The following is a 24,336-nucleotide window of genomic DNA, read 5'->3' on the forward strand; positions in this document are numbered from 1 at the left end:
GTTGCGGGGGGTGTGGGTCAGGGGAGGCGGACGTGCTGGGGGCCGAGCTCCTTGACCGTCGAGACTCCGAGCAGCGCCATGGTGCGGCGGATCTCGCGCTCGAGGATCTGCACGGCGCGGTCCACGCCGCGTTCGCCGCCGGCCATCAGGCCGTACAGGTAGGCGCGGCCGACCAGGGTCGCGTCGGCACCCAGGGCGAGGGCGGCGACGACGTCGGCGCCGGACATGATGCCGGTGTCGACCCAGACCTGGGTGCGGTCCCCGACGGCCGCGGCGACGTCGGGCAGCAGGCGCAGCGGCACGGGGGCGCGGTCGAGCTGGCGGCCGCCGTGGTTGGACAGCACCACCGCGTCGGCGCCGGCATCCGTGACCCGGCGGGCGTCGGCGACGGTCTGGATGCCCTTGATGATCAGCGGCCCGTCCCACGAGGCGCGGATCCACTCCAGGTCCGCGATCGTCATGGTCGGGTCGAACAGCTTGTCCAGCAGGTCCGCGACGGTGCCCGACCAGGAGGACAGCGACGCGAACGTCAGCGGCTCGGTGGTCAGCAGGTTCATCCACCACGCCGGGTGGGTCGCGGCGTCGACGACGGTCTTGACGGTCAGCGCCGGCGGGATCGAGAAGCCGTTGCGGGCGTCGCGCAGCCGGGCGCCGGCCACGGGGACGTCGACGGTGAGCATGAGCGCCTCGTACCCGGCGGCCTTCGCGCGGGCCATGAGGTCCTCACCTGCGGAGCGGTCCTTCCACACGTACAGCTGGAACCACTTGCGCGCCTCGGGCCCCGCTGCCGCGACGTCCTCGATGGACGTGGTGCCCATGGTGGACAGCGCGTACGGGATGCCGCGGCGCTGGGCCACCCGGACCACGGCCCGCTCGCCCTCGTGGTTCATCATCCGCGTGAACCCGGTCGGGGCGAACGCGAACGGGAGGGCCGAGGGCGTGCCGATCATGTCCGTGGTCGGGTCCACGTGGGACACGTCGTGCAGGATCGACGGCTGGAACTCCAGCTCCCGGAACAGGTGGCGGGCTCGGCGCAGGCTGATCTCGGCCTCGGCGGCACCGTCGGTGTAGTCGAACACCGAGCGGGGGGTGCGCTTGCGGGCGACCGTGCGCAGGTCGGCGATGGTCAGCGCGTCCGCCAGGCGCCGCTCGGTGCCGTTCCAGACCAGCGGCTTGGGTCGCATGAGCGGCTTGAGCTCGGACCACGAGGGGATCTGACGGTCGGTCACCGGGGACTCCAGAGTGTGTGGCGCGTCGTCGGGCAGCACGGAGATTGAAACGATACAACAGGTTGCCGCGGAGCTCCATGCTCCGCGACCAGCACCTTCGTCGACAGTAGCCACCCGTGCTGCGCACGCGCGCCCTCCGTGGCATCATCCAGGCTGATCCAACAGGTTTGTAACGATTCAGCGCGAGGCGTTGACATGCCGGGAAGCGCTCGCCTAACGTCCGGAATGCGCTTTCACACCTTCGAGCAAGGAGGCTCAACGACGATGAAGCGAATCATCTGGAAGACCGCCGCTGTAGCTGCCGTCGCCGCCCTCGCCCTGACCGCCTGCTCCTCCGGCGACTCCGGCGACAGCGAGCCGACGGCCAGCTCCACCGGCCCCGACACGTCCCCCGTCACCCTGAACTTCACGTGGTGGGGCAACGACGACCGGGCCGCCCGGTACAACGAGGCGCTCGCGCTCTTCGAGGAGAAGTACCCGTACATCACGGTCCAGACCAGCTTCGCTGCGTTCCCGGACTACTGGACGGCACGCTCCACCGAGGCCGCCGGCCGCGCCCTCCCGGACGTCATGCAGTTCGACCTGTCGTACCTGCGTGAGTTCAACCAGAACGGCCAGCTGCTCGACCTGCAGGAGTGGGTGGACAACGGCACGATCGACCTCTCGGGCTTCGACGAGACGCTCACCAAGGCGGGTGTCCTCGAGGACAAGATGATCGGCATCCCGACGTCGACGAACACGTTCGCCATGTTCCAGAACCCCAACGTGATCGAGCAGACCGGGGCGACGTTCCCCGACGAGGCCGAGTACACGTGGGAGGACTACAACGAGTTCATCGCCGACGTCTCCGGTGCCGGCGAGACGACGGCCGACGGCTACGCGCTCTACGGCGCGGTCGACTACACGGGCACCTTCTGGTTCTTCATCCAGTGGCTCCTGCAGAAGGGCATCACGCCCTTCGAGGACGACGGCACCTTCGGCTTCGACGAGGGCGACGTCACCGAGTTCCTCGACCTGACGGCCGACCTGCGGGCCGACAAGGCGGTCTTCCCCGTCGACCGCAACGTCTCGCTCGCACCCAAGGGCGGCTTCACGGTCAACGAGACCGCGTCCGAGATGAGCTGGGACAACTTCCTGGCCGGCTACGTCGCCGACTCGGGCACCCCGAACCTGGCGATGGCGCAGATCCCGTCGATCGAGCCCGGTGAGAAGGCGCTCTTCTTCAAGCCGTCCATGCTGCTGTCCTCGGGCGCCAACACGGAGTACCCCGAGCAGGCCGCGACGCTGATCAACTTCCTGCTCACGGACCCCGAGGTCGGGAAGATCTTCGGCACCTCCAAGGGTGTCCCGGCGGACGCCGACCAGCGCGCCGCCGTCGACACCACCGAGGGCAGCGTCGACGCCCAGGTGATCGCGTACGAGGAGAAGGTCGCCGAGCAGGTGACCGAGTCCACCCCGATCCCCGTCAAGGGCTTCGGCACGATCGAGGCGAAGTGGCGCACCCTGGCCGAGGAGCTCGCGTACGGCACCCTGTCCGTCGACGAGTTCGCCGAGCAGTGGTTCGCCGAGGCTGAGCTCTCGACCCAGTGACCGGTGGTGGACCGCCCGCTGGCACGGCGGGCGGTCCACCCCCCACCGCGGTCTCCTGAGACCGCCTGCACATCGCAACCGACGAACGGATCACGCTCGTGACCCTCACTGCCGAGGCTCCGACAACGGGCCCCACGACGGCCGCGCACACCGCGGCCCGCAAGCGCCGCAAGCGGACCGAGTCCCTGGCCGGCTACGCGTTCCTGAGCCCCTGGCTGCTCGGGTTCGTCCTGCTCACCGCGGGCCCGATGATCGCCTCGCTGTACCTGGCGTTCACGAACTACAACCTCTTCGCACCGCCCGAGTGGATCGGCCTGGAGAACTTCACACGCCTGTTCTCCGACCCGAACTACCAGCAGGCGTGGAAGGTCACTCTCACCTACGTCGTGCTGGGGACCCCGATCAAGCTGCTCGCCGCGCTGGCCGTGGCGATGCTGCTGAACAACGCGTTCAGCGGCAAGGGCTTCTACCGGTCCTCGTTCTACGCACCCTCGCTGATCGGGGCCTCGGTCTCCATCGCGATCGTGTGGAAGGCGATGTTCATCGACAACGGCATCGTCGACCAGGTGGGCCAGTTCCTCGGCTTCCCCGCCGGCGGCTGGGTCGGTGACCCGTCGCGCACGATGCCCATGCTCATCCTGCTGACCGTCTGGCAGTTCGGGGCGCCGATGGTCATCTTCCTGGCCGGGCTCAAGCAGATCCCGCAGGAGCTGTACGAGGCCGCGTCGGTCGACGGCGCCGGAGCCTCGCGCAAGTTCCTGAAGATCACGCTGCCCATGCTCTCGCCGGTGATCTTCTTCAACCTGCTGCTCGAGATGATCCACGCGTTCCAGATCTTCGCGTCGGCGTTCATCATCTCCAACGGCACCGGTGGCCCCGCCAGGTCGACGCTCTTCTACACCCTCTACCTCTACTTCCGCGGCTTCCAGGACTTCCAGATGGGCTACGCCTCGGCGATGGCCTGGATCCTCGTGATCGTCGTCGGCGCACTCGCGGCCGTCTTCTTCTGGAGCTCGAAGCACTGGGTCCACTACTCCGGGGAGGGCAAGTGATGAGCACCATCACCTCGACTTCCGACCACATCGTCAGCTCCGACGACAGCGCACGACTGCGTCAGTCCACCAAGAACCGCAAGCGCGGCCGGGCCCTGGTCTTCCACGTGTGCTCGCTCGCACTGATCGTGATCGTGCTCTACCCCGCGGTGTGGATGCTGATGTCCTCGTTCAAGCCGTCGAGCGAGATCGTCGGCAACGTCAGCCTCATCCCCACCGACTTCACGGTGGCCAACTTCCAGAAGGCCATCGAGGGCATCGGCGGCGTCTCGTTCTGGACGTTCTTCATGAACTCGACGATCCTGGCCGTCGGCTCCGTCATCGGGATCACCCTGTCCTGCTCGATCAGCGCCTACGCCTTCGCGCGGATCGACTTCCCGGGGCGCAACGTCTTCTTCGCACTCATGATCGGCACGCTCCTGCTGCCGTTCCACGTGGTGATCATCCCGCAGTACATCGTGTTCAACCGGCTCGGCCTGGTGGACACGTTCGTGCCGCTGCTGATCGGCAAGTTCCTCGCCGCCGAGGCGTTCTTCGTCTTCCTCATGGTCCAGTTCATGCGCAACCTGCCGCGCGAGCTCGACGAGGCCGCACGCATCGACGGCGCGGGGCACGTGCGGATCTTCCGCTCGATCATGCTGCCCCTGATGAAGCCCGCCCTGGTCACCAGCGCGATCTTCGCGTTCATCTGGTCCTGGAACGACTTCTTCGGCCCCCTGCTGTACCTGAAGAAGCCCGACCTGTACTCGCTGCCGATCGCGCTGCGGCTCTTCGTCGACCAGACCACGACCTCCGACTACGGCGCCCAGATGGCCATGGCCGTCCTCGCGCTCGTCCCGGTCATGCTCTTCTTCCTGGTCTTCCAGCGGTACCTCGTCGAGGGCGTGGCCACGCAGGGGCTCAAGGGCTGATGACGGTTTTCGCAGGGCGGCAGGAGCGTGTCAGCCTGGGAGCCATGAGCACCCCGCTTCCCGACGACGACTCCGGCCGCCCCGCGGACCCGGCTCCCGGTCCTGACCAGAAACCGCTGCTCGGCGGCGGACGGTTCGGGCTGTTCAGCGAGGCGCTCCTGGTCGGCCTCGGGGTCTCGGTGCTCAGCCTCCCGATCATCACCGCCGTCCCCGCGCTCGCCGCCGGGGTGTCCCACGTCCGCCGTCACCTCGACGGCCGGCCCGACACCGTCGCGGCGCTCTGGGAGGACTTCAAGGCCGCCTGCCGAGGTGTCTGGCTGGTCTCGATCGGCATGCCCGTCCTGCTGCTGGTCCTCCTGTTCAACCTGCAGCTCATCGGTGTCGGCGGGATGCCCGGCGGCGCCGGGGTCCGGATCGCGACCGTCTTCCTGGTCGCCGTCCTGCTCGTCATCACGCTGCGAGCGGCCGCCGGCTGGTCGCCGGGGGTTCGGTGGGGGGCGATCGTCCAGACCGCCGCCAAGCGCACCGGAGACGACCTCACCGGCACGGTCCTGCTCGTCGTCGCGCTCGGGCTGTGCGCTGTCATGGTGTGGATGCTCGCGCCGCTCGCCGTCATCGTCCCGGGCCTGCTGTCCCTGGCCGTCGTGGCGGTCGAGCACCGCGCGTCGGTCCGCCAGGGCTGACACGCCTCTACGGCAGCCGCTCGACGAACCGCTGGATCGCCGCCAGGGCCTCCTGGCCGGCGTCGGCGCCCAGCCGGAACTGGTAGTTGTGCCCCAGAGGCGGGACGTGGTCGGCGTCGAAGAGGAGGGTCTCGTGGGCGACGCCGAACCGCTCGAGCGTGGCGATCAGCGACAGGGTGTGGCCGAGTCCAGGATCGGCATTGCCGCAGGAGACGAACGTCGGGGGGAAGTCAGCGGTCAGGTGCTCGACGACGGAGATGCCGGAGAAGCGGGGGTCGTCGAGGTAGTCGAGGGTGCCGGTGAACGACCGCATCACCGAGTCGACGAACAAGCGGTTCCGGCCGCGCAGCCCGCGCGCGAGCGACATGTCGAAGGCCCCGCAGAAGAGCACGGTGCCGGCGATCTGGTCGAGGCTGATCCGCGGGTGCGCGCCGATGGACGCGGCGTACGGCGGGCTGGCCACCATGCCGGCGACCTGGGCGCTGATCTGCGCGCCCGCCGAGTCGCCCGCCAGCACGAGGCGCTGCGCGTCGACGCCGAGCTCGTCGGCGTGCTCCGTGAGGTACACGAGTGCGTCGAGAAGCTGGAGTGCTTGCGTCGGGTAGGTGGCCCGAGGCGAGATCGAGTAGCCGACACCGACCACCGTGCAGCCGCCGCCGGCAATCACCCGTAGGTAGTTGGCGATGAGGTCCTTGCTGCCTGACAGCCACGCCCCGCCGTGCACCCAGACGATCGTCGGGAGGGCGACGCCGGGTGTGGTGGACCGGTGCACGTCGAGGCGGGCGTCGGGGTCGCCGTCGCGGTACGGGATGTCGAGGGTGGAGACGACGTGCCCGGGCACGAACGGCGCGGTCGCGGTCAGCCGCTCGGCGCCGTTGCGGTCGAACCGGCGACGGATCACGACGGACGCGGGCTTCGGGCTCAGGTACGCGGCGACCCCGAAGCCCACCAGGCCCGCAGCCAGCAGGCCGAGCAGCCAGCCGACCACGAGCCCGAGGCGTCTCATCGCCCGATCGTCTCACCACCGAGCTCGGTGCTCGCGTCCCAGCTCGGTGGCTCCGACCACCGAGCTCGCGGCGTGCTCAGGCGCGGGTGAGGGTTCCCGGCAGGGCGGTCCAGGACTCCGGGGCGAGCGTCACGACCGTGCTGCCGGTCGCCGGCGCGGGGCCGTCGACCTCCGAGACGTGACGCTCGGCGACGGCGGCCGCGTGCTCGGGGCCCTCGACGGCGGGCTCGTCGTCGGCGGTCACCTGCACGCCGCGGCCCAGCGCGAGCGTCACGCCGGGGTGCGACAGCTCGACCTCGACGGGCTCGGCGGAGCGGTTGACCAGGAACACGGCGACGTCGGAGCCGTCGAGGGTCGCCGCCGCGGTGACCACGGGGACCTCGCCGTGGGCCGTGGTCGTCATCGAGGGACCCGAGACGCGCAGGTCGAGAGCGGTGCCGCGGGCGAGGCGCGCGGTCGTCGCGAAGGGGTGGAACGTCGGCTGGCGCCAGGCCGGGCCGCCGGGCTCGGTCATGATCGGCGCGATGACGTTGACCAGCTGCGCCAGGCACGCGACGGGCACGCGGTCGGCGTGGTTGAGCAGGGTCACCAGCAGGTCGCCGACGACGACCGCGTCGAGCGCCGAGTAGACGTCCTCGATGATGCGCGGGGCGTCACGCTGCAGCGGCAGGTTCTTCTCGCCGACGAAGCGGGACTGCAGGTACCAGACGTTCCACTCGTCGAACGAGATCGTGACGACCTTGTCGGAGCGGCGGCGCGCGGCGACCGCGTCGGCGGACGCGACGACCCGGCGGATGAACCGGTCCATCGACGTGCCGGACCCGAGGAACGAGGCGCGGTCGCCGTCGAGCTCCTCGTAGTAGGCGTGCATCGACAGGTGGTCGACGACGTCCCACGTGTGCTCGAGGACGGTCTGCTCCCACGAGCCGAAGGTGTCCATCATCATCGACGACGACCCGCAGACGACGAGCTCGATCGACTGGTCCACCAGCCGCATGGCCTTGCCAGCCTCGGCGGCGAGCTTGCCGTACTCGTCGGCGTCCTTGTGCCCGATCTGCCACGGCCCGTCCATCTCGTTGCCCAGGCACCAGAGCCGCACGCCGTAGGGCTCCGTGCGGCCGTTCGCGATCCGCAGGTCGGCCCACCGCGACCCGGCCTCGCCGTTGCAGTACTCGACGAGCGCCGCCGCCGCAGCGACCCCGCGGGTGCCCAGGTTGACGGCCATCATCGGCTCGATGCCCTCGCGCTCGGCCCACTGCAGGAACTCGTCGGTGCCCACGGTGTTGGGCTCGATGGTGCGCCAGGCGAGGTCGATGAACGGGAGGCGGTCGGGCCCGACACCGTCCTCCCACACGTAGTTGGAGACGAAGTTGCCGCCCGGATACCGGATCATGCTGACGCCCAGCTCACGGGTCAGGTCGGCGACGTCCCGGCGGAAGCCGTGCTCGTCGGCGGTCTCGTGGCCCGGTTCGTAGATGCCGGTGTAGACGGCGCGCCCGAGGTGCTCGACGAACGACGCGAACAGGCGGCGGTCGATCTCGCCCACGCGGAAGTCGGGGTGCAGCAGGACGGTGGCTCGCGGGGACATCGGATCTCCTCTGTGCAACAACAGGTCCACCGCTTAGGCTACCTACCGACGGACAACGCTTTCCGCAGGTCCGCCGCAACGAGGCGACGACACACACCGAGGACACCCGTGAGCGACCAGAACCCCACCGCACCGCGTCCTGCATCGAGCAGCAGCACGGTCGCCGGACCCGGCGTCATCCCCGAGTTCGCCCCCGCGCCGTCGGGGCAGCACCTGCGGTACGCCGTGGCCGGCACCGGCCACCGGGCAGGCATGTACATCGACGCGATCGTCGGGGAGCACGCGGACGTCGCCACCCTCGTCGCGCTCCTGGACACCAACCCGGGCCGGATGGCCCACTACGAGGGCGTCGTCTCGACGGCTCTCGGCCGGCCCGCCGGGCTGCCGCAGTACGCGCCCGACGGCCTCGAGAAGATGATCGCGGAGCAGTCCGTCGACGTCGTCGTCGTGACCGCGCCCGACCACGCGCATGCCGAGCTGGTGGCGCGGGCGCTCGCCGCGGGGGCCGACGTCGTCGTCGAGAAGCCGCTGACCGTCGACCGGCCGGGCTGCCGACGGATCACGGGCGCGGTCGGCGAGACCGGCCGGGACGTCGTCATGACCTTCAACTACCGGTACGCCCCGCGGAACTCCTCCTTGCGCCAGGTCATCGCGTCCGGCGAGATCGGTGAGGTCACCTCGGTGCACTTCGAGTGGGCGCTCGACACCGTGCACGGCGCCGACTACTTCCGCCGCTGGCACCGCGAGAAGAAGAACTCCGGCGGCCTGCTGGTGCACAAGTCGAGCCACCACTTCGACCTGGTCAACTGGTGGATCGGCGACGTGCCGGCCCGCGTCTACGCCCGCGGCGGTCTCAAGTTCTACGGCGACCGCAACGCCGCCGACCGCGGGCTCGGCCCTCGACCGGCCCGGGGCACCGGCGTCGTCGGCGACCCGTTCACGCTCGACCTCAACGCGGACCCGCGCCTGAAGTCGCTGTACCTCGACGCCGAGGAGCACGACGGCTACCTGCGCGACCAGGACGTGTTCGGTCCCGGCATCACCATCGAGGACAACATGGCGCTCCTCGTCGACTACCGGCGCGGCGCCACCCTGACCTACTCGCTGAACGCGCACAGCCCCTGGGAGGGGTACCGCGTCACCGTCAACGGCACGGCCGGCCGCGCGGAGCTGGAGGTCGTCGAGCGCGGCGCGATCGCGCTGGACGAGGACGGGAACGCGCTGCTCGACCCGTCGGCCACTCCGACCTCGCTCGGCGACTCGCTGCGACCCGAGGGGGAGCGGCTGCTGGTGCAGAAGCACTGGGAGCGCGCGACGGAGTACCCGATCCCCGACGGCATCGGTGGGCACGGCGGCGGCGACGCGATCCTGCTCAAGGATGTGTTCCGACGCCACCTGCGGGTGTCCGAGGACGCCCTCGGCCGCCCGGCGGGGTACCTCGACGGGCTGCGGGCGGTGTCGGTCGGCATCGCGGCCAACCAGTCGCTGGTCACGGGCCTGCCGGTCACGATCGGTGACCTGGACCTGGGCGTCTCGCTCGAGGTGGACCGGTGACGCTCTCCGCCCTCCACGACGTCGGGCGCGCCGTCGACGTCGTCGCCGACGGCACCACCCTGGCGCAGTACGTCTACGTCCCCACCGACGTGCAGCTGGAGAGCCCGCGCCCCTATCTGCACCCTGTCCGCACCCGCGGCGGCGACCTGGTCACCGCCTTCCGCCCGCACGACCACGTCTGGCACAAGGGCATCGCCTGGTCGCTGCCGGTGGTCGGCGAGCACAACTTCTGGGGCGGGCCCACGTACGTGCACGGTCAGGGGTACGTGCAGCTGGAGAACGACGGGTCGATGGACCACGTCGCCCTCACCGACCTGGAGGTCGCGGACGACCGCGTCGACCTCACGCACACCCTGGCCTGGCACACCCAGCAGCGCGAGCACGTGATCGACGAGCAGCGCACGCTCGGGTTCGTCGTGCCCGCAGGTCGCGACGACGCCTGGGTGCTGACGTTCGAGACCGCCATGACCAACGTGTCCTCGGCCGACCTGACCATCGGGTCACCCACCACGCGCGGTCGCGAGAACGCCGGCTACGGCGGGCTCTTCTGGCGCGGACCGCGGTCGTTCACCGGAGGGACCCTGCTCGCTCCCGACTTTTCCGGAGGGGAGGAGGTCCGGGGCACGCGCGGCCCGTGGATGGGCTTCGTCGGCCGGCACGACGGCACCGGCGGCGCCTCGACCGTCGTCATCGTCGACGGCACCGACAACCCGTCGCACCCCCCGCAGTGGTTCGCCCGCACCGAGCAGTTCGGCTGCCTGAACCCGGCGCCGTTCTTCTCGACGGAGGTCCCGTTCGCGCCCGGCGACACCCTGCGGTTCCGGTACGCGGTCGTCATCGCCGACGGCTCCTCCGACCCGGCGTCGGCCGCCGCGCTCGCATTGCTGGGTGAGCGCGAGATGCTGACCCGATGAACGGACTTCCCGGCGGCGTCTCGATCAGCCACCTGCGCGTGTACGACTGGCCCGCCTCCGACGGCGTCGGCCGGGCGGGGAGCGGGTCGCCGCACCTGCACGTCGTGTCGTCGGAGGCGTACGTCGTCCTTGCTGGTACCGGCTCCGTCCACACCCTCGGCCCGTCCGGGTTCGCGGCCCACCCGCTGCGCCCCGGGTCGATCGTGACGTTCGGGCCCGGCGTCGTGCACCGCGCGGTGAACGACGGCGACCTCGAGGTGCTGGTCCTCATGTCGAACGCAGGGCTGCCCGAGGCGGGCGACGCCGTCCTGACCTTCCCCGCGGCCGTCCTCGCCGATCCGGCCGCCTACCGCGAGGCGGCGACCTTGCCGGGCGAGGGCGCGTCCGACGACGAGATCGCCGCCGCTGCCCGCCGCCGTCGCGACCTCGCGCTCGAGGGGTACGCCGAGCTCCGTGCCGCGGTCCACCGCCTCGGCCCGGCCGCCCTCACGCCGCTCCACGACGCAGCCACCCGGCTGGCCCGACCGTTCGCGCCGCGCTGGCAGGAGACGTGGACGCGCACCGTCTACCCCGAGACCGAGAGCACCGCGTCCGCGCTCGAGGGCCTGTTCCGCGGCGTCGCCCCGCACCTGGCACGCGGCGCGGTGTCCGGTGTCGACGCCGACCCGGCGCCGCGCCGGTACGGGATGTGCGGCCGGCTCCAGACGTGGCCGACGGGCGCCTGAGACCCGTCAGCGGTTGTCGCTCTTGGCCTGGCGGCGCGCGCCCTGCGCCTGGGAGGACGCGTCACGCTTCGCCCCACCCGTCGTCTGACTGTGACTGCGGGCCTCGCCGGGGCCGACGCCCGCCGCCCCAGGGCTGTCGCTGCCCGGCCCGGTCGACCGGTTCGCGCGGGCAGCGGCGAGCCGTTCCTGCTTGAGCGCCTCGGCGGCCTCGGCAGCGCGTGTCTGGAGCAGCCCGCTGACGCGTGCGAGCGCGTCCTCGAAGACCTCGGCCTTCTGCGCCGCCTGCGTGTTCTTCGGTCGGGAGATTCCGCGACCGCCGTGCTCCTCGACGCCCGCGCTGGCCTGCCGGCGGTAGTTCTTCTGGTGCTTCTTGCGAGCCCGCCTGATGCGCGAGTGCAGCCGGATCAGCTGGTCCTCGTCGAGCTCGGCCATGCGGGCCGGCTCGGTCTCGCGGAGGAGGTCGCGTTCCTGTCCGTTGAGCGCACTGAGCAGATCGTCCATCGCCGTTCCCCCGTCGAGTCGTCTACGCGCCGTTGCGTCTCCCCGACCGTATCCGGCGCGTGCTCTCGTGTCCTGGGCGCGGCAAACGGCTCGGTCCGGCATAGGTCACGATAGGGACGTTGTCCGACGGCGGAGGGTGGAGTGACGGTGGACGAGCGCGTGAGCCGTGTGGGGAGGTTCCTGCACAGCAAGGGTCCGGCCGAGATGCTCTACGGGGCGCTCGTGTCGAGCGTCGTGCTGGCCGCGACGAGTGCGGGGGCGGAGACCGGCGAGCTCGTGGTCGTCGCGACCGCCCTGGTCTCTGTGACGTACTGGCTCGCGCACGTGTACGCGGACGCGATCGGCGGACGCTTCGAGGACACCGACCACAGTGCGCACCACCGGCTGCGCCACGCGCTGAAGAACAACACGGGCGTCCTGCTGGGCAGCCTCCCGGTCCTCGTGGTCTTCGTCATCGGTCGGCTGCTCGGCCTGGACGTGCAGGACTCCGCCTTCCTCTCCCTGTGGTTCACCGTCGCGATGCTGGCGGGGGTCGCTGCGTTCGCGGCACACCGTGCCGGCGTCCGAGGCGCTGCGCTGCTGGGCGAGACTGCCCTGGCAGGCGCCTTCGGGCTCCTCGTCATCGGGCTCAAGCTGATCCTGACCCACTGACCTACTTGGCCTCGTCGTAGCTGTCGACCACGGCGACGTTCAGCGCGAAGTCGACGGGTGTGTCCCCGAACAGCAGCCGCCCGGCCTCGACGGCGGACTCCCGGACGGCGACCGCGACCTCGCCAGCGACGTCGGCCGGCGAGTGCACCATGACCTCGTCGTGCAGGAAGAACACCAGGTGCGGGCGCCCGTCGACGAGCAGGAGGCGACGCCGCAGCGACGCCATCCAGCACAGCGCCCACTCGGCGGCGGTGCCCTGGACGATGAAGTTGCGCGTGAACCGGCCCCAGTCGCGGCCGCGTCGGCGTGCGGCACGGACGTCGTCGGCACCCGCTCCTTCCGCGGAGGCGGCGGCGAGCTCCGCCTGCCAGGCGGCGTCCGGACGCGGTGAGGTCCGGCCGAGCCAGGTGGAGACGACGTCGCCGCGTTCCCCGGCCCGGGCGCCGGCCTCGACCAGCGCGACCGCCCGCGGGTAGGCCTTGGTCAGCCGGGGCATGAGGACCGCGGACGGGCCGGTCGTGGCGCCGTAGATCGCGCCGAGCATCGCGTACTTGGCCTCGGAACGGGTCTCGACGATGCCCGCGTCGACCACGCCCTGGTACAGGTCGGCGTGCCGACCGGCCGCGGCCATGGCGCCGTCGCCGGACATCGCGGCGAGCACGCGAGGCTCCAGCTGGGCGGCGTCGGCGACGACGAGCTTCCACCCGGGGTCGGCGCGCACGGCCGCGCGGATGCTGGCGGGCAGCTGGAGCGCCCCGCCGCCGCTGGTCGCCCACCGCCCGGTCACCACGCCGCCGGGGACGTAGTCGGGGCGGAACCGGCCGTCGTGGACCCACGCCTCCATCCACGCCCACCCGTTGGCGCTGAGCAGGCGCGACAGCTTCTTGTACGCGAGCAGCGGGTCCCTCACCGGGTGGTCGAGCTCCTTGATCTCCCACGTGCGTGTCGACTCCACGTCGCAGCCGGCCGACCGCAGCCCGCGCAGCAGGTCCGGCTGCGAGTCGAGGTTCAGCGACGACTGACCGAGCGCGGCGCGGACCTCGTCGGCGAGCGCTTCGAGCTTCGGGGGACGCCCGCTGCGGGGTCGTTCTCCCAGCAACGACGTGAGGAGCGCGTCGTGGGCCTCGACGCTCCACGGCATGCCGTCGTGCTGCATCTCGGCGGCGATCAGCGCACCCGTGGACTCGGCGGCGAGGAGCAGACGCAGGCGACCCGGTTCGTCGGCACCTGCGACGGCCGCCAGCTGGCGCTGGAGCTCGTCGAGCGGATCCAGCGCGACCGCCGGTCCGACGTCGTCGAACAGGCTCCCCTCGACCGGGGGCGGTTCACGTGGCCCGTCCCACGGGCCCGGCGGTGCCGTGGCCAGCGCGGACGACTGCGAGTACACGCTCCGCCGCAGGATCGCGTGGCAGAGCCGCAGGTCGTGGCACCGCTCGAGTCGAACTCCCGCGGCCAGCAGCGGCGGGTAGCGGCGCGACGTGTCGTCCCACACCCACCGCGGCCGGTCCGCCTCACGCTCGCGGACGACGTCGTTGAGGTCCTCGACAGCGACGACGACGGAGCCGAGCGGCTCACCCTGGTCGGTCAGCGCCTGCAGCTCCACGACATCGGCGCGCGACGGGTCGTCGAGGAGCAGCAGCAAGGACACGGCTCATTGTGGCTGGTGGGTCTGACACCCGGCCGAGCGCGCTCACTCGGTCGTGCCGGCCGCCCACTCCGTGGCGGAACCCAGCCCGGCCAGCGGGAACGCGCGCGCCTGCCCGGGCCAGAGGACACTGAACACCCTCATCGCGGGGCCGGCCCACCGTGCGTCGGTCACGACCGCGATCCGCTCGAACGACGCCGGGTGGCTGGCGCCGAGCTTGAGGTCCTCCCACACCGCCCCGCCCTCGTAGTCGTCGAACTCCGGGCCGAGCACGTACAGGAGCCGCACCTTGCCGTGCTCCGCGATCGCCGACCGGATCGCTGGGAGGAGGACCTCCGCGTAGTCCTCCCGTTCCACGTCGTCGACCGCCTGGAATCCGAGGACGCCGGCGGGCATGTCATCGAGAAGTCGGATCATGCCAGCGAGCCTGGACCGCACGTGCGAGGGCCGTCAACGGCGCGCGGCGGTCGTCGACCGACCGCCCGGCGCGACCGGGATGACGGTGGAGGTGGGTCGACGTCCTCCGCGCGGCGGGACCCTAGACGGTCACGCCCACAGGGTCGCGACGCATCGGGAAGATCCACGGCCCGTCGTCGGGGTGCCCGAGCGCGACCCGCGTCCGCACGGCGTCGTACCCGAGGGCGGTGTAGTACCCGACGTTGTCGGGCTTGGTGGTCTCCAGGTAGGACGGGCCGCCGGCGTGGTCGATGAGCCCGAACACGGTCGCCATGAGCCGCTTCCCGCGGCCGGCGCGCTGCAGGTCGGGCCGCACGCCCAGCGCCTCGACGTACCAGGAGTCGCCCGGCACGCCGGCGGAGGTCACGTCGCCGAACTTGATGATGCCGAGGCTGTGCTCGCGGGTGTTGACGGCGATGCGCAGGATCCGGAACGCCTGGCGCCACCAGCGCACGGGCGTCATCGGGTAGGCGCCCGGCGGGTAGAGCGCGATCGCGCCGGTGACGACGCCGTCGAGCCGGGTCACGAACGCGTGGCCGTGCTGCACCGAGTCGGACAGGGTCATCCGGTACATCGCGCGCAGCTCACGCTCCCGCCGGGCGCGGACGGGGAACAGGTGGACGAATCCGGGGTCGTCGGCGAGGGCGGCCGCCAGCACCGTCGCCGCCTCTGCGATGCCGGAGGGGTGCAACGGCTCGACGACATCGGGCGGCGGGGGAGCGGACATGTCGGGCATCCTCTCTGGGACATGCGTCCAGATGCAACCCCAGAATGACTCCCGTGAACACGCGCCTGACCTGCGGAAACACTTACGACGCTGTCAGTGCGTCCTTCAGCTTGATCCGGCCACCGCTGCGCAGGACGGCGTTCGAGTAGATCCGGCCGGCCAGCCAGACCAGCACGGGGATCAGCGCGAGCGACAGGCCGAGGGACAGGGCGACCTCCCATGGAGCCACCTCACCGAGCGCGATCCGCATGGGCATCAGCAGCGGAGCGCAGAACGGGACGAAGCTCAGGAAGACGACCAGCGGGTTGGTCGGGTCCCACGGCGCGATGCTGACGCCGATGAGGTACGGGATCATCATCAGCGTCATCACGGGAGCGGTCACCGAGCCGACGTCCTCCTGGCGCGAGACCAGCGCGGCGAGGGCGGCGAGTGCCAGGGCGTACATGGTGAAGCCGACGACGAACCACACGATCACCCAGAGCGCCGTGAGGCCGAGGTTGATCGAGCTGGCGTCGACGAGTCCGAGCAGGGCAGCCGTTCCCGCCCCCGCGCCGACGACGAGCACCACCTGGCCCAGCCCGATGACCCCGATGCCCAGCACCTTGCCGGCCATGAGCTGCCACGGACGCACGGTCGCCAGCAGCAGCTCCACCACGCGCGACGACTTCTCCTCGACCACGCCCTGCGCGACCAGCTGGCCGGCGGTCATCAGCGAGATGAAGAGCAGGATGCCCGCGACGAACCCCGCCACGATCTGCGCGTTGTCGCGCTCCGGCTCGGGCTCCAGCGCAGTGACGTCGGGTGCGGCCTGCGCGATCTCGCGGCCGACCTCGCCGGGGTCGCCCCCCAGGTCGGTGACCGCCGACGACAGCGCCTCCTGCTGCGCCAGAGAGCCGAGCACAGGTGCGAGCGAGTCGGACAGCTCGGTGTGCACGACGACGGTCAGCGGGTCGGTGCCGGTCACGACCGCACTCACGGTCCCGTCCCTCAGCAGCTCCTCGCCGGCCTCGGCGGACGCGACGTCCTGCGTCTCGATCGTCGCGCCCAGGACCGCGCCGAGGGCGACGAGCTGCTCGGAGATTCCGGACGCCTCGGGGGTCACCCCGACCTGCTGGGCATCGTCGGCCTGCTGCCCCACGAAGTGCAGCAGCACCCCGCCGAGCACGACGGCCGCGACGAGCGCGACAGTGGTCCAGATGAACGCCTTGGACTTCACGCGGGTGCTGATCTCCCGCCCGGCGATCAGCCGGATGGCGGCGCCGTTCGAGATCTCGACGACGGTCGGGCGGGGGTTCATGCGGACACCGTCTCTCGGTCGGTCGCGGTGGTGTCGGTCGTCACGACGTGCCGGTACAGCTCGGTCAGGGACGGCCGCAGGAGGCTGAACTCGTGCACCGGGCCGGCCGCCATCGCGGCGCGGAGGATCTCCTGGTCGACGGCGTCGGCGGACTGTCCGCGCACCTCGACCACGGTCCGCCGCCCCTGCGTGGACACCACGTGGGCCGACGGCACCGCGGTGATCCACGACGCCGCCGGCGGACCGTCGACCACCCATCGCCTGTCGTCGGTCCGGCGCAGCTCCTCGATCCCGCCGAACTTCACCATGGACCCGCTCTTGATGATCCCGACGCGGTCGCACAGGGACTCGACGAGCTCGAGCTGGTGCGACGAGAACAGCACCGGCACGCCCGCGGCGGCCTGCTCGCGCAGCACGCCGCTCATCACGTCGACCGCGACGGGGTCCAGACCGGAGAACGGCTCGTCGAGCACCAGGATGTCGGGGGAGTGGACCAGCGCCGCGGCCAGCTGGACGCGCTGCTGGTTGCCCAGCGACAGCTTGAGGATCTCGTCGCCGCGCCGCTCCGCGATGCCGAGCACCTCGGTCCAGTGCTCCATCGACGCCTTGGCCGACGCCGGGTCCAGGCCGTGCAGCCGCGCGAGGTAGACCAGCTGGTCGCTGACCTTCATCCGCGGGTAGAGGCCGCGCTCCTCGGGCATGTACCCGATGCGCTGCCGGACCGCGAGGTCGATCGGCCGACCGTCCCAGCGCACCTCGCCGGAGTCGGCCTCCAGCACGCCGAGCACGATCCGCATCGTCGTCGACTTGCCCGCGCCGTTGGAGCCGACGAAGCCGACGATCTCGCCGGCCCGCACCTCCATCGACAGGTCGCGCAGCGCCCGGACCTCGCCGTACGTCTTGTTCAGGGACTCCATCGTCAGTGCACCCATGGCGCCCATCGAAACATCTGTCGGTGGTCAGGCCTAGTCTGCCGAGCGTGCACCACCTCACCCGTGCCGAGGCCCGCCGCATCGCGGTGCGTGCCCAGCGACTGACGGCGGACCGGCCGACCGACGTGCACGACACGGTGCACGACCTGTGGCTCCTGCTGCTCAACCCGACCAGCGCGGTCGCGCCGAGCGCGGACCTGGTCCTGTGGAGCCGGATCGGGTCGGCGTACGACCCGCGCGAGCTCGCCGACGCCCTCGACGGGCAGTCGATCCTGGAGTACCGCGGCACGCTGCGGGTCGCGCAGGACATCGCGCTCTACCGCGCGGAGATGGCGGTGTGGCCGGGCGCGGGGGACCGGCTCAAGGACTGGCAGCGGTCCAACCGGCAGTGGGTCGCGGACAACGAGGGGTGCCGGCAGGACGTCCTCGAGCTGCTGCGCGCCGACGGGCCGCTCCCGATCAGCGAGATCCCCGACACGTGCGTGCGTCCGTGGAAGTCGACGGGCTGGAACAACAACCGCAACGTCCAGATGCTGCTGGGCCTCATGGTGCAGATGGGCGACGTCGCCCCCGCCGGTGGCACCGGGCGCGACCGGCTCTGGGACCTGGCGGAGCGCGTCTACCCGCCGGGTCCGCCGGTGCCGCTGGAGGAGGCGTTCCGGGTCCGCGACGAACGCCGGCTCGCGGCGCTCGGCATCGCCCGGCGGCGCGGACCCGAGCAACCCGTCGAGCCGGTCGACGTCGCCGAGGCGGGTGAGCCCGCCGTGGTCGAGGGCGTCCGCGGCGAGTGGCGCGTCGACCCCGCCCAGCTCGACGCCCCGTTCGAGGGCCGGGCTGCGCTGCTCTCGCCGTTCGACCTGCTCCTGCACGACCGCAAGCGCATGACCGACATCTTCGAGTTCGACTACATCCTCGAGATGTTCAAGCCCGTGGCCGCGCGCCGCTGGGGCTACTACGCGCTCCCGGTGCTCGTCGGCGACCGGCTGGTGGGCAAGGTCGACGCGACCGCCGACGTGAAGGCGGGGGTGCTGCGGCTGCACGCGGTGCACGAGGACCACCCGTGGTCCGCCGACGCGCGCGCCGCGGTGGACGCCGAGATCGAGGACCTCGCGCAGTGGCTGGAGCTGGACCTGGTGAGGCCCTGACCGGCCCGCAGGCTCGCGATCCTTCGGCGTCGCCGCGGTGGTCAGCCTTCGCGCACCACCGCGACCGCACCAGGCGGGACGACGAGGGTGCCCGGCACAGGCTCGTCGCGGAGGAGCTCGTGCCCGGTCGCCGCGACCTTGACCTCGTCGGTCGTGTGGTTGAGGACGAAGAGCCACGAGCGGCCGTCGTCGGCGACCCGGCGGACGGCCTCGACCCCGTCGTGCTCCGGCGTCAGGCCCGCCTCCGCGATCAGCGCGTCCGTCACGCCCTGCAGCCCGTCGGCGCTGAGACGCGTCCCCACGTACCACGCGGCTCCCGCGCCGACGGGTCGCCGCGTGAGGGCAGGCCAGCCGGCGAGGTCGCCGTCGGCGAACGTGCGCACCGCTGACGTGCCCGCCGCGAGGTGCGTCTGCTCCGACCAGACGTCGGCGGTCGTGCCGTCGTCGAGGGTGAGCGTCTCGCCGTCCTGCAGCGCCCAGAACTCCTCGGTGCGCACCCCCAGCAGCTCCCGGAAGGCGCCCGGGTAGCCGCCGAGGCGGATGTGGTCGTGCTCGTCGGCGATGCCCGAGAAGTACGTGACCAGCACGGACGCACCGCGCACGGCGGCCCGCGCGATGTTCGACGCGTCCGCGTCGGTCACCAGGTAGAGAGCCGGCACGACGACGAGCGAGTACTCCGACAGGTCCGCCGACGGCCGCACGATGTCCACCGTGACGTTCCGCTGCCACAGCGCGCGGTAGTGCGCGAGGACGCGGTCCGGGTAGGTGACGGCGGCCGACGGGTGGCTGTCGAGCTCGGTGCCCCACCAGGCCGGGTAGTCGAAGACGATCGCAGCCCGCGCGCGGACGCGGCTGCCCCCGACCTCGCTCAGGGCCTTCAGGGCCGACCCGAGCGCGACCGTGTTGCGCCACACGTCGGTGTCCGTACCCGCGTGCGGCAGCATCGCCGAGTGGAACTTCTCCGCACCCGTGGCGGACTGCCGCCACTGGAAGAACATCACCGCGTCCGCGCCGCGGGCCACGTGCGCCAGCGAGTGCCGGAGCATCTCGCCCGGACGCTTGGTGCGGTTGCGCGGCTGCCAGTTCACCGCGCTCGTCGAGTGCTCCATGAGCATCCACGGGTCGCCGCCGGCCACCCCGCGCGTGAGGTCCGCGCTGAACGCGAGCTCGACGTGGGCCTCCGGGTCGTGGGCGCGCGTGTAGTGGTCGTTGGCGATGACGTCGAGGTCGTCGGCCCAGGAGAAGTAGTCCATCCACTTCGTGCCCGTGGAGAGCATGAGGTTGGTGGTCGTCGGCACGTTCGGCGTGACCTCGCGCAGCACGTCCCGCAGCGCGCGGTAGTGCACCAGCAGCTCGTCCGAGGAGAACCGCGCGAAGTCCAGCTGCTGGGTCGGGTTCGGGTACGTCGGCGCGCTGCGCGGGGGCAGCACCTCGTCGAAGTCGTCGTACCGCTGCGACCAGAACGCCGTGCCCCAGGCGGCGTTGAGCGCCTCGACCGTGCCGTACCGGTCCGCCAGCCAGCGCCGGAACGCGGCCGCGGCGTCGTCGGAGAAGTCGTGCGGGACGTGGCAGCCCAGCTCGTTGTCCACGTGCCAGAGCGCCAGCGCCGGGTGGTCCCCGTACCGCTCCGCCATCGTCCGCGTCATCCGCAGCACGTACTCGCGGTACGCCGGCGACGACACCCGGTACGCCTGCCGACCGCCCGGGTGCAGCACCGTGCCGTCCGCCAGCACCGGCAGGAACTCCGGGTGCTTGCGTGTCAGCCACGGGGGCGGGCTCGCGGTCGCGGTGGCCAGCGTGACCTTGATGCCCGCTGCGTGGAGCCGGTCGAGGATGTCGTCGAGCCACCCGAAGTCGAACTCGCCCTCGCGCGGCTCCAGTTGTGCCCAGCTGAAGATGCCGACGCTGACCAGCGTGACGCCGGCCTGCTGCATGAGTTCGACGTCCTCGATGCGGGTGGCCAGGGGCCACTGCTCGGGGTTGTAGTCGCCGCCGTACTGGATCATCGGGTCCTCGCCGCTCGTCGTAGGTCTAGGTCAACATGGTCGTGGGGGTCGCACACCAGGTGGCCGTCGACCACGCGGGCTTCTGCCACGCGCACGACGGCCCGTCTCGTGGCCGGGTCCTCGCCCGCGCCGGTCTCACCGAACGGTGACACGTCGTGCGTGAAGTAGAAGATCCAGGCCTGGTCGTCCGTCGCGACGACGTCCGCGTGGTGGCCGCGCGGCTCGACCAGGATGCGCCCGTCGGCGGTCCATTGCTCCAGGTCGTCCGACCGGTACACCGCCTGACCGCGCCACTCGTCGACGATCATCCAGTGCCAGCCGCCGAGCGTGAACACGTTGGGGCCTTCGTGCGGGCGACCCTCGATGACGGGCCGCGACGGCCCCCACGTCTCCAGGTCCCTGGAGTCGGCGCACCACGTCGTCGAGTCCGCGGCCTCGTCCTTGAACCACATGCGGTAGCCGTCGGCCGTCGGTGCGACGCAGGCGTCGATCACGTAGTCCGAGCTCAGCGGCACGATCCCGTGGTACTTCCAGGTGACCAGGTCGTCGGACACGTGGTGCAGGATGTGCCGCTCGTGCCCGGCCCACTGCTCCGGGATCCCCGTGATGTAGCTGACGAACATGTGGAAGCGCCCCTCGGCGAACACGACCTCGGGTGCCCAGAGGGTGTTGCGACCCTCGCCGGGGTCCAGCCCGTCGACCACCCCGCGGTGCGTCCAGGTCAGCCCGCCGTCGGCGCTCGTCGCGACCGCGATGTCCGTCCCGTGCACCCAGCTGACCCCGGGCCTGTCGTCGTCGACCCGCCGCTGCGTCGCGAACAACCACCAGGCCCCGTCGGGCCCCTCGACCACGGTGGGATCGGTAGGCGCCCCGAGCGGATCGGTGAACAAGGGATCGGGCGCGACGCGGACGTCCGCAGATCCGGTCGTCAGAACGCCCGAACGTGCGGACGTTGTGGTGGGAGTGGAGCTTGCGTCCGCAGATTCGGTCGTCGGGACGCTCGAATCTGCGGACGTTGCGCTGAGGGGAGGGCGTGCGTCCGAGCGTGTGGTCGCTCGGGCAGCCAGTTGCTCGGGCGTTCGGGTGGGGTGGTTCGTCATGCCGGGCGGAGGTCTTCGATGCCGTGCAGGAAGCCGTCGCGCAGGGTGCTGCCCGGGGCGAGGTCGGCCTTGGTGACCGGGCGGCCCAGGGTCGCCGACGCGTAGATCGCGGTGACCAGCTCGAGCGACCGGTGCGGGTCCGCCGCGACAGCCGGCAGCGGCTCGCCGGAGCGCAGCGCTTCGTAGACCGCGCGGAGGAGCGGGGTGTGGCCGGAGGGCTCGTCGTCGACCGGCAGCGTCCACGACGACGGCGCCGCGTCCGGCTCTGCACCGGTGCGGGACGGCGCCGCGGTGAGCCGCCAGGAGCGGGCGTCGTGACCATAGAGGTGCTCGACCTCGACCGTGCCGAGCGTGGTGTCGACCCGCACGTAGCTGACCTGGCGCGGCGCCAGCGCGGTGGTCAGCACGGACACGATCGCGTTGTTGGCGAACCGGATCACCGCCGTCGACGTGTCCTCGGTCTCCAGGTCACGGTCCAGGCGGAACGCGCGAGCGTCGACCTCCGCCCACTCGCCGAGCAGGAACCCGAGCAGGTCGAGCTGGTGGATGCCGAGCCCGAGCAGCGGCCCGCCACCCTCCGTCGCCCACTTCCCGCGCCATGGCACGGCGTAGTAGTCCTCCTGCTTGCGGTACCAGAGCGTGTGGCAGACGCCGACGAGCGGGCGCCCGAGCGTGCCGTGGGCCAGCAGCCTCTGCACGTGCCCGACGGCGGTCCCGGTGCGCTGCTGGAACACCACCGCGTACTCCCGACCGACCTCGTGGGCTACCTCGAGGACCGCATCCAGGTCCGCCAGCGACAGCACCGGCGGCTTCTCGCAGACCACGTGGGCACCGGCACGCAGCGCGGTGATCGCCTGGTCCTTATGCAGGCCGGGCGGGGTGCAGAGGTGCACCACGTCGACCGTCTCGGCAGCGAGGAGAGCATCGAGGCTGTCGTACCGGCCGGCCACCCTGTACTCGTCGGCGAACTTCTCTCGCACGGCCGAGGTCGGGTCCGCGACCGCGACGACCGACGCCAACGGGTCGCGTCCGAGCACCTGCGCGTGGGCGTGTGCGATAGCCCCCGTCCCGACGATGGCGACCTTCAGCGTGCCCTGCTCCGTCACGTCCGGCTCCCTTGCCTGCATGAATCGACTCAATCAACGGTAAGCGCTTGCCTACCGATCCGTCCATCCGCCCCGCCCGCGATCCCGCGCTACACCGTGTCGCGAGCTCGTCACACCGAGCCGAACTCGTCTGTTGCAACCGACGAGTTCGGCTGCGAGCGACGAGTTCGGCCGGGACTGATGAGTTCGGGCGTGACGGACGAGATCGGCTCAGCCGACGGGGTCGGCTGGGTCGTCCTCGCGCGTGCGTCGGCCCGGGCTCAGGCCGAGGGGTCCGACGAGCCCCGGACCACCAGCTCCGGCTGGAACTGGATGCGCTGGTGCTGGAACGTCGAGCCCTCCGAGCGCTGGCGCAGGAGCAGGTCGGCGGCGGTCCAGCCCAGCTGGTGCGTCGGCTGGCGGACGGACGTCAGCGGCACGGTGAGCATCGACGCGAACACGACGTCGTCGTACCCGACCACGGCCATCTCGGCGGGGATCGCGACGCCGTGGGCCCGCAGCGCGCGCAGGGCGCCTAGCGCGGTGAGGTCGTTGACGCAGAACATCGCGGTCGGCCGGTCGCCGTCGGCCGCGAGCAGCCGGTTGACCCCGTCCTCGCCGCCCTCGGCGTTCAGCGAGCCGATGGTGATCTCGACGAGCGCCGCGGAGGGGTCGAGCCCGGCGGCGGTGAGCGCGGCGAGCACGCCCTCGCGACGGTCGACGCACTGCTTGATGGTCTGGGGCCCGTTGATGAACGCGATACGGGTGTGCCCGAGGCTGACCAGGTGCTCGACGGCCAGGGCGCCGCCGCGCACGTCGTCGACCGCGACCGAGGAGATGTCGTCGACCGGGGACGTGGTGTCGAGCAGGACCACGTCGATGCCCCGGTCCCGCAGGGCCAGCAGGGCGTCCAGCGAGCCGGCGGACGGAGTGACCATGACGCCCTGCACGCCGTGCTCCTCGAACAGCCGCAGGTACCGGGCCTCGCGCTCGGGGTCCTCGTCGGACGAGCTGAGCATGAGGGTGTACTCGTCGGCGGCCAGCCGGTCCTCGACGCCGCGGGCGACCTCCGTGAAGAACGGGTTGGCGATGTCGAGCACGATGGCGCCGACGGTCTGGATGGTCCCCGCGCGCAGCTGCCGGGCGGAGGCGTTGCGGACGAACTGCAGCTCCTCGATGGCCACGAGCACGCGGTCGCGGGTGGTGTCGCTGACCTGGTCGGGGCGGTTCAGCACGTTGGAGACGGTGCCGACGGAGACTCCGGCCCGCTTGGCGACGTCCGTGATGGAGGGTCGGCGGTCCGCGCGTCCCCGTGTCGTCGTCGACATCGACCGTCGTCCTCTCCGTCGAAACCCATCGCGCGTGCGCCCGATGGTAGTTGCCCCGCGCCGGCCGTCGTGGGTGCCTCGCTGCACCACGCCTCTTGTGGCTGCCGGGTCGGACGCGTACGGTGCAGGATAGTGAATCGATTCATCGAGTTCAAGGAAGCTCTCCCGCAAAGTCGCTCCCGGGGCCTACCCTTGACACCGCGGTAAACGC

General features: G+C 71.4%; 22 protein-coding genes. 9 read left to right on the forward strand and 13 right to left on the reverse strand.

All coding sequences use genetic code 11. The features are described 5' to 3' along the window. Window positions 1–17: 17 nt before the first annotated feature. Window positions 18–1,229, reverse strand: a complete 1,212-nt coding sequence (locus J2X26_RS20210; RefSeq protein WP_307494499.1) for an alpha-hydroxy acid oxidase — start codon at window positions 1,227–1,229, stop codon at window positions 18–20. A gap of 264 nt (window positions 1,230–1,493) precedes the next feature. Between J2X26_RS20210 and J2X26_RS20215 the strand changes: the two genes are divergently transcribed. The 4 genes from J2X26_RS20215 to J2X26_RS20230 all read left to right on the forward strand — a co-directional run bounded on the left by J2X26_RS20215 (window position 1,494) and on the right by J2X26_RS20230 (window position 5,465). Then, window positions 1,494–2,819 carry an ABC transporter substrate-binding protein gene (locus J2X26_RS20215; RefSeq protein ID WP_307494500.1) on the forward strand — a complete coding sequence of 442 codons (1,326 nt, stop codon included), beginning with the start codon at window positions 1,494–1,496 and terminating at the stop codon, window positions 2,817–2,819. A gap of 98 nt (window positions 2,820–2,917) precedes the next feature. Continuing rightward, on the forward strand, window positions 2,918–3,871 hold the full coding sequence (locus J2X26_RS20220) for a carbohydrate ABC transporter permease (protein ID WP_307494501.1): 954 nt from the start codon (window positions 2,918–2,920) through the stop codon (window positions 3,869–3,871). After that, a complete protein-coding gene (locus tag J2X26_RS20225; RefSeq protein ID WP_307494502.1) occupies window positions 3,871–4,782 on the forward strand; it encodes a carbohydrate ABC transporter permease in 912 nt (303 codons plus the stop codon). The genes J2X26_RS20220 and J2X26_RS20225 overlap by 1 nt, the downstream gene beginning before the upstream one ends. A 44-nt stretch (window positions 4,783–4,826) precedes the next feature. Further along, window positions 4,827–5,465 (forward strand): hypothetical protein, encoded by a 639-nt coding sequence (locus tag J2X26_RS20230; RefSeq protein ID WP_307494503.1) that lies wholly within the window; start codon window positions 4,827–4,829, stop codon window positions 5,463–5,465. Between the two features lie 7 nt (window positions 5,466–5,472). On the opposite strand, the gene J2X26_RS20235 is transcribed toward J2X26_RS20230, so the two are convergent. Continuing rightward, window positions 5,473–6,471 carry an alpha/beta hydrolase gene (locus J2X26_RS20235; RefSeq protein WP_307494504.1) on the reverse strand — a complete coding sequence of 333 codons (999 nt, stop codon included), beginning with the start codon at window positions 6,469–6,471 and terminating at the stop codon, window positions 5,473–5,475. Between the two features lie 76 nt (window positions 6,472–6,547). Then, window positions 6,548–8,059 carry an arabinosylfuranosidase ArfA gene (gene arfA, locus J2X26_RS20240; RefSeq protein WP_307494505.1) on the reverse strand — a complete coding sequence of 504 codons (1,512 nt, stop codon included), beginning with the start codon at window positions 8,057–8,059 and terminating at the stop codon, window positions 6,548–6,550. Between the two features lie 108 nt (window positions 8,060–8,167). Between arfA and J2X26_RS20245 the strand changes: the two genes are divergently transcribed. From J2X26_RS20245 to J2X26_RS20255, 3 genes are read left to right on the forward strand one after another with little or no spacing between them, the layout of a single operon-like run. Beyond that, window positions 8,168–9,613 carry a Gfo/Idh/MocA family protein gene (locus J2X26_RS20245; RefSeq protein WP_307494506.1) on the forward strand — a complete coding sequence of 482 codons (1,446 nt, stop codon included), beginning with the start codon at window positions 8,168–8,170 and terminating at the stop codon, window positions 9,611–9,613. Continuing rightward, a complete protein-coding gene (locus J2X26_RS20250) occupies window positions 9,610–10,527 on the forward strand; it encodes a PmoA family protein (protein ID WP_307494507.1) in 918 nt (305 codons plus the stop codon). The genes J2X26_RS20245 and J2X26_RS20250 overlap by 4 nt, the downstream gene beginning before the upstream one ends. After that, window positions 10,524–11,252 (forward strand): cupin domain-containing protein, encoded by a 729-nt coding sequence (locus J2X26_RS20255; protein ID WP_307494508.1) that lies wholly within the window; start codon window positions 10,524–10,526, stop codon window positions 11,250–11,252. The genes J2X26_RS20250 and J2X26_RS20255 overlap by 4 nt, the downstream gene beginning before the upstream one ends. Window positions 11,253–11,258: 6 nt before the next feature. Here J2X26_RS20255 and J2X26_RS20260 read toward each other — a convergent pair whose 3' ends face one another. Next, on the reverse strand, window positions 11,259–11,753 hold the full coding sequence (locus J2X26_RS20260; RefSeq protein ID WP_307494509.1) for a hypothetical protein: 495 nt from the start codon (window positions 11,751–11,753) through the stop codon (window positions 11,259–11,261). A 159-nt stretch (window positions 11,754–11,912) separates the two neighbouring features. Here J2X26_RS20260 and J2X26_RS20265 point away from each other — a divergent pair, with 159 nt between their 5' ends. After that, entirely contained in the window at window positions 11,913–12,404 is a 492-nt protein-coding gene (locus J2X26_RS20265; RefSeq protein WP_307494510.1) for a hypothetical protein, read from the forward strand. A gap of 1 nt (window position 12,405) precedes the next feature. Here J2X26_RS20265 and J2X26_RS20270 read toward each other — a convergent pair whose 3' ends face one another. The 5 genes from J2X26_RS20270 to J2X26_RS20290 form a co-directional block, all read right to left on the reverse strand. Next, the gene (locus tag J2X26_RS20270; protein ID WP_307494511.1) at window positions 12,406–14,052 is read right to left on the reverse strand and encodes a bifunctional 3'-5' exonuclease/DNA polymerase; all 1,647 of its coding nucleotides are present in this window, start codon (window positions 14,050–14,052) and stop codon (window positions 12,406–12,408) included. Between the two features lie 42 nt (window positions 14,053–14,094). Further along, the gene (locus J2X26_RS20275) at window positions 14,095–14,466 is read right to left on the reverse strand and encodes an STAS/SEC14 domain-containing protein (RefSeq protein WP_307494512.1); all 372 of its coding nucleotides are present in this window, start codon (window positions 14,464–14,466) and stop codon (window positions 14,095–14,097) included. A gap of 121 nt (window positions 14,467–14,587) precedes the next feature. After that, the gene (locus J2X26_RS20280; RefSeq protein ID WP_307494513.1) at window positions 14,588–15,232 is read right to left on the reverse strand and encodes a GNAT family N-acetyltransferase; all 645 of its coding nucleotides are present in this window, start codon (window positions 15,230–15,232) and stop codon (window positions 14,588–14,590) included. A gap of 82 nt (window positions 15,233–15,314) precedes the next feature. Then, window positions 15,315–16,529: an ABC transporter permease gene (locus tag J2X26_RS20285; RefSeq protein ID WP_307494514.1), complete on the reverse strand. Its 1,215-nt coding sequence runs from the start codon at window positions 16,527–16,529 to the stop codon at window positions 15,315–15,317. Beyond that, window positions 16,526–17,461: an ABC transporter ATP-binding protein gene (locus tag J2X26_RS20290; RefSeq protein ID WP_307494515.1), complete on the reverse strand. Its 936-nt coding sequence runs from the start codon at window positions 17,459–17,461 to the stop codon at window positions 16,526–16,528. Before J2X26_RS20290 ends, J2X26_RS20285 begins: the two co-directional genes overlap by 4 nt. Window positions 17,462–17,508: 47 nt before the next feature. Here J2X26_RS20290 and J2X26_RS20295 point away from each other — a divergent pair, with 47 nt between their 5' ends. Then, complete coding sequence (locus tag J2X26_RS20295) at window positions 17,509–18,606, forward strand: DNA glycosylase AlkZ-like family protein (RefSeq protein WP_307494516.1); 1,098 nt, start codon at window positions 17,509–17,511, stop codon at window positions 18,604–18,606. Window positions 18,607–18,647: 41 nt separating this feature from the next. Here the strand turns inward: J2X26_RS20295 and J2X26_RS20300 are convergent, their stop codons facing one another. The 4 genes from J2X26_RS20300 to J2X26_RS20315 all read right to left on the reverse strand — a co-directional run bounded on the left by J2X26_RS20300 (window position 18,648) and on the right by J2X26_RS20315 (window position 24,125). Continuing rightward, window positions 18,648–20,612 carry a beta-galactosidase gene (locus J2X26_RS20300; protein ID WP_307494517.1) on the reverse strand — a complete coding sequence of 655 codons (1,965 nt, stop codon included), beginning with the start codon at window positions 20,610–20,612 and terminating at the stop codon, window positions 18,648–18,650. After that, entirely contained in the window at window positions 20,609–21,463 is an 855-nt protein-coding gene (locus J2X26_RS20305; RefSeq protein ID WP_307494518.1) for a hypothetical protein, read from the reverse strand. Before J2X26_RS20305 ends, J2X26_RS20300 begins: the two co-directional genes overlap by 4 nt. A gap of 245 nt (window positions 21,464–21,708) precedes the next feature. Continuing rightward, window positions 21,709–22,818 (reverse strand): Gfo/Idh/MocA family protein, encoded by a 1,110-nt coding sequence (locus J2X26_RS20310; RefSeq protein WP_307494519.1) that lies wholly within the window; start codon window positions 22,816–22,818, stop codon window positions 21,709–21,711. A 260-nt stretch (window positions 22,819–23,078) separates the two neighbouring features. Then, complete coding sequence (locus tag J2X26_RS20315) at window positions 23,079–24,125, reverse strand: LacI family DNA-binding transcriptional regulator (RefSeq protein ID WP_307494520.1); 1,047 nt, start codon at window positions 24,123–24,125, stop codon at window positions 23,079–23,081. Window positions 24,126–24,336 lie beyond the last annotated feature (211 nt).

The organism is Cellulomonas humilata, assembly GCF_030814415.1.
Lineage (GTDB): Bacteria > Actinomycetota > Actinomycetes > Actinomycetales > Cellulomonadaceae > Cellulomonas > Cellulomonas humilata_A.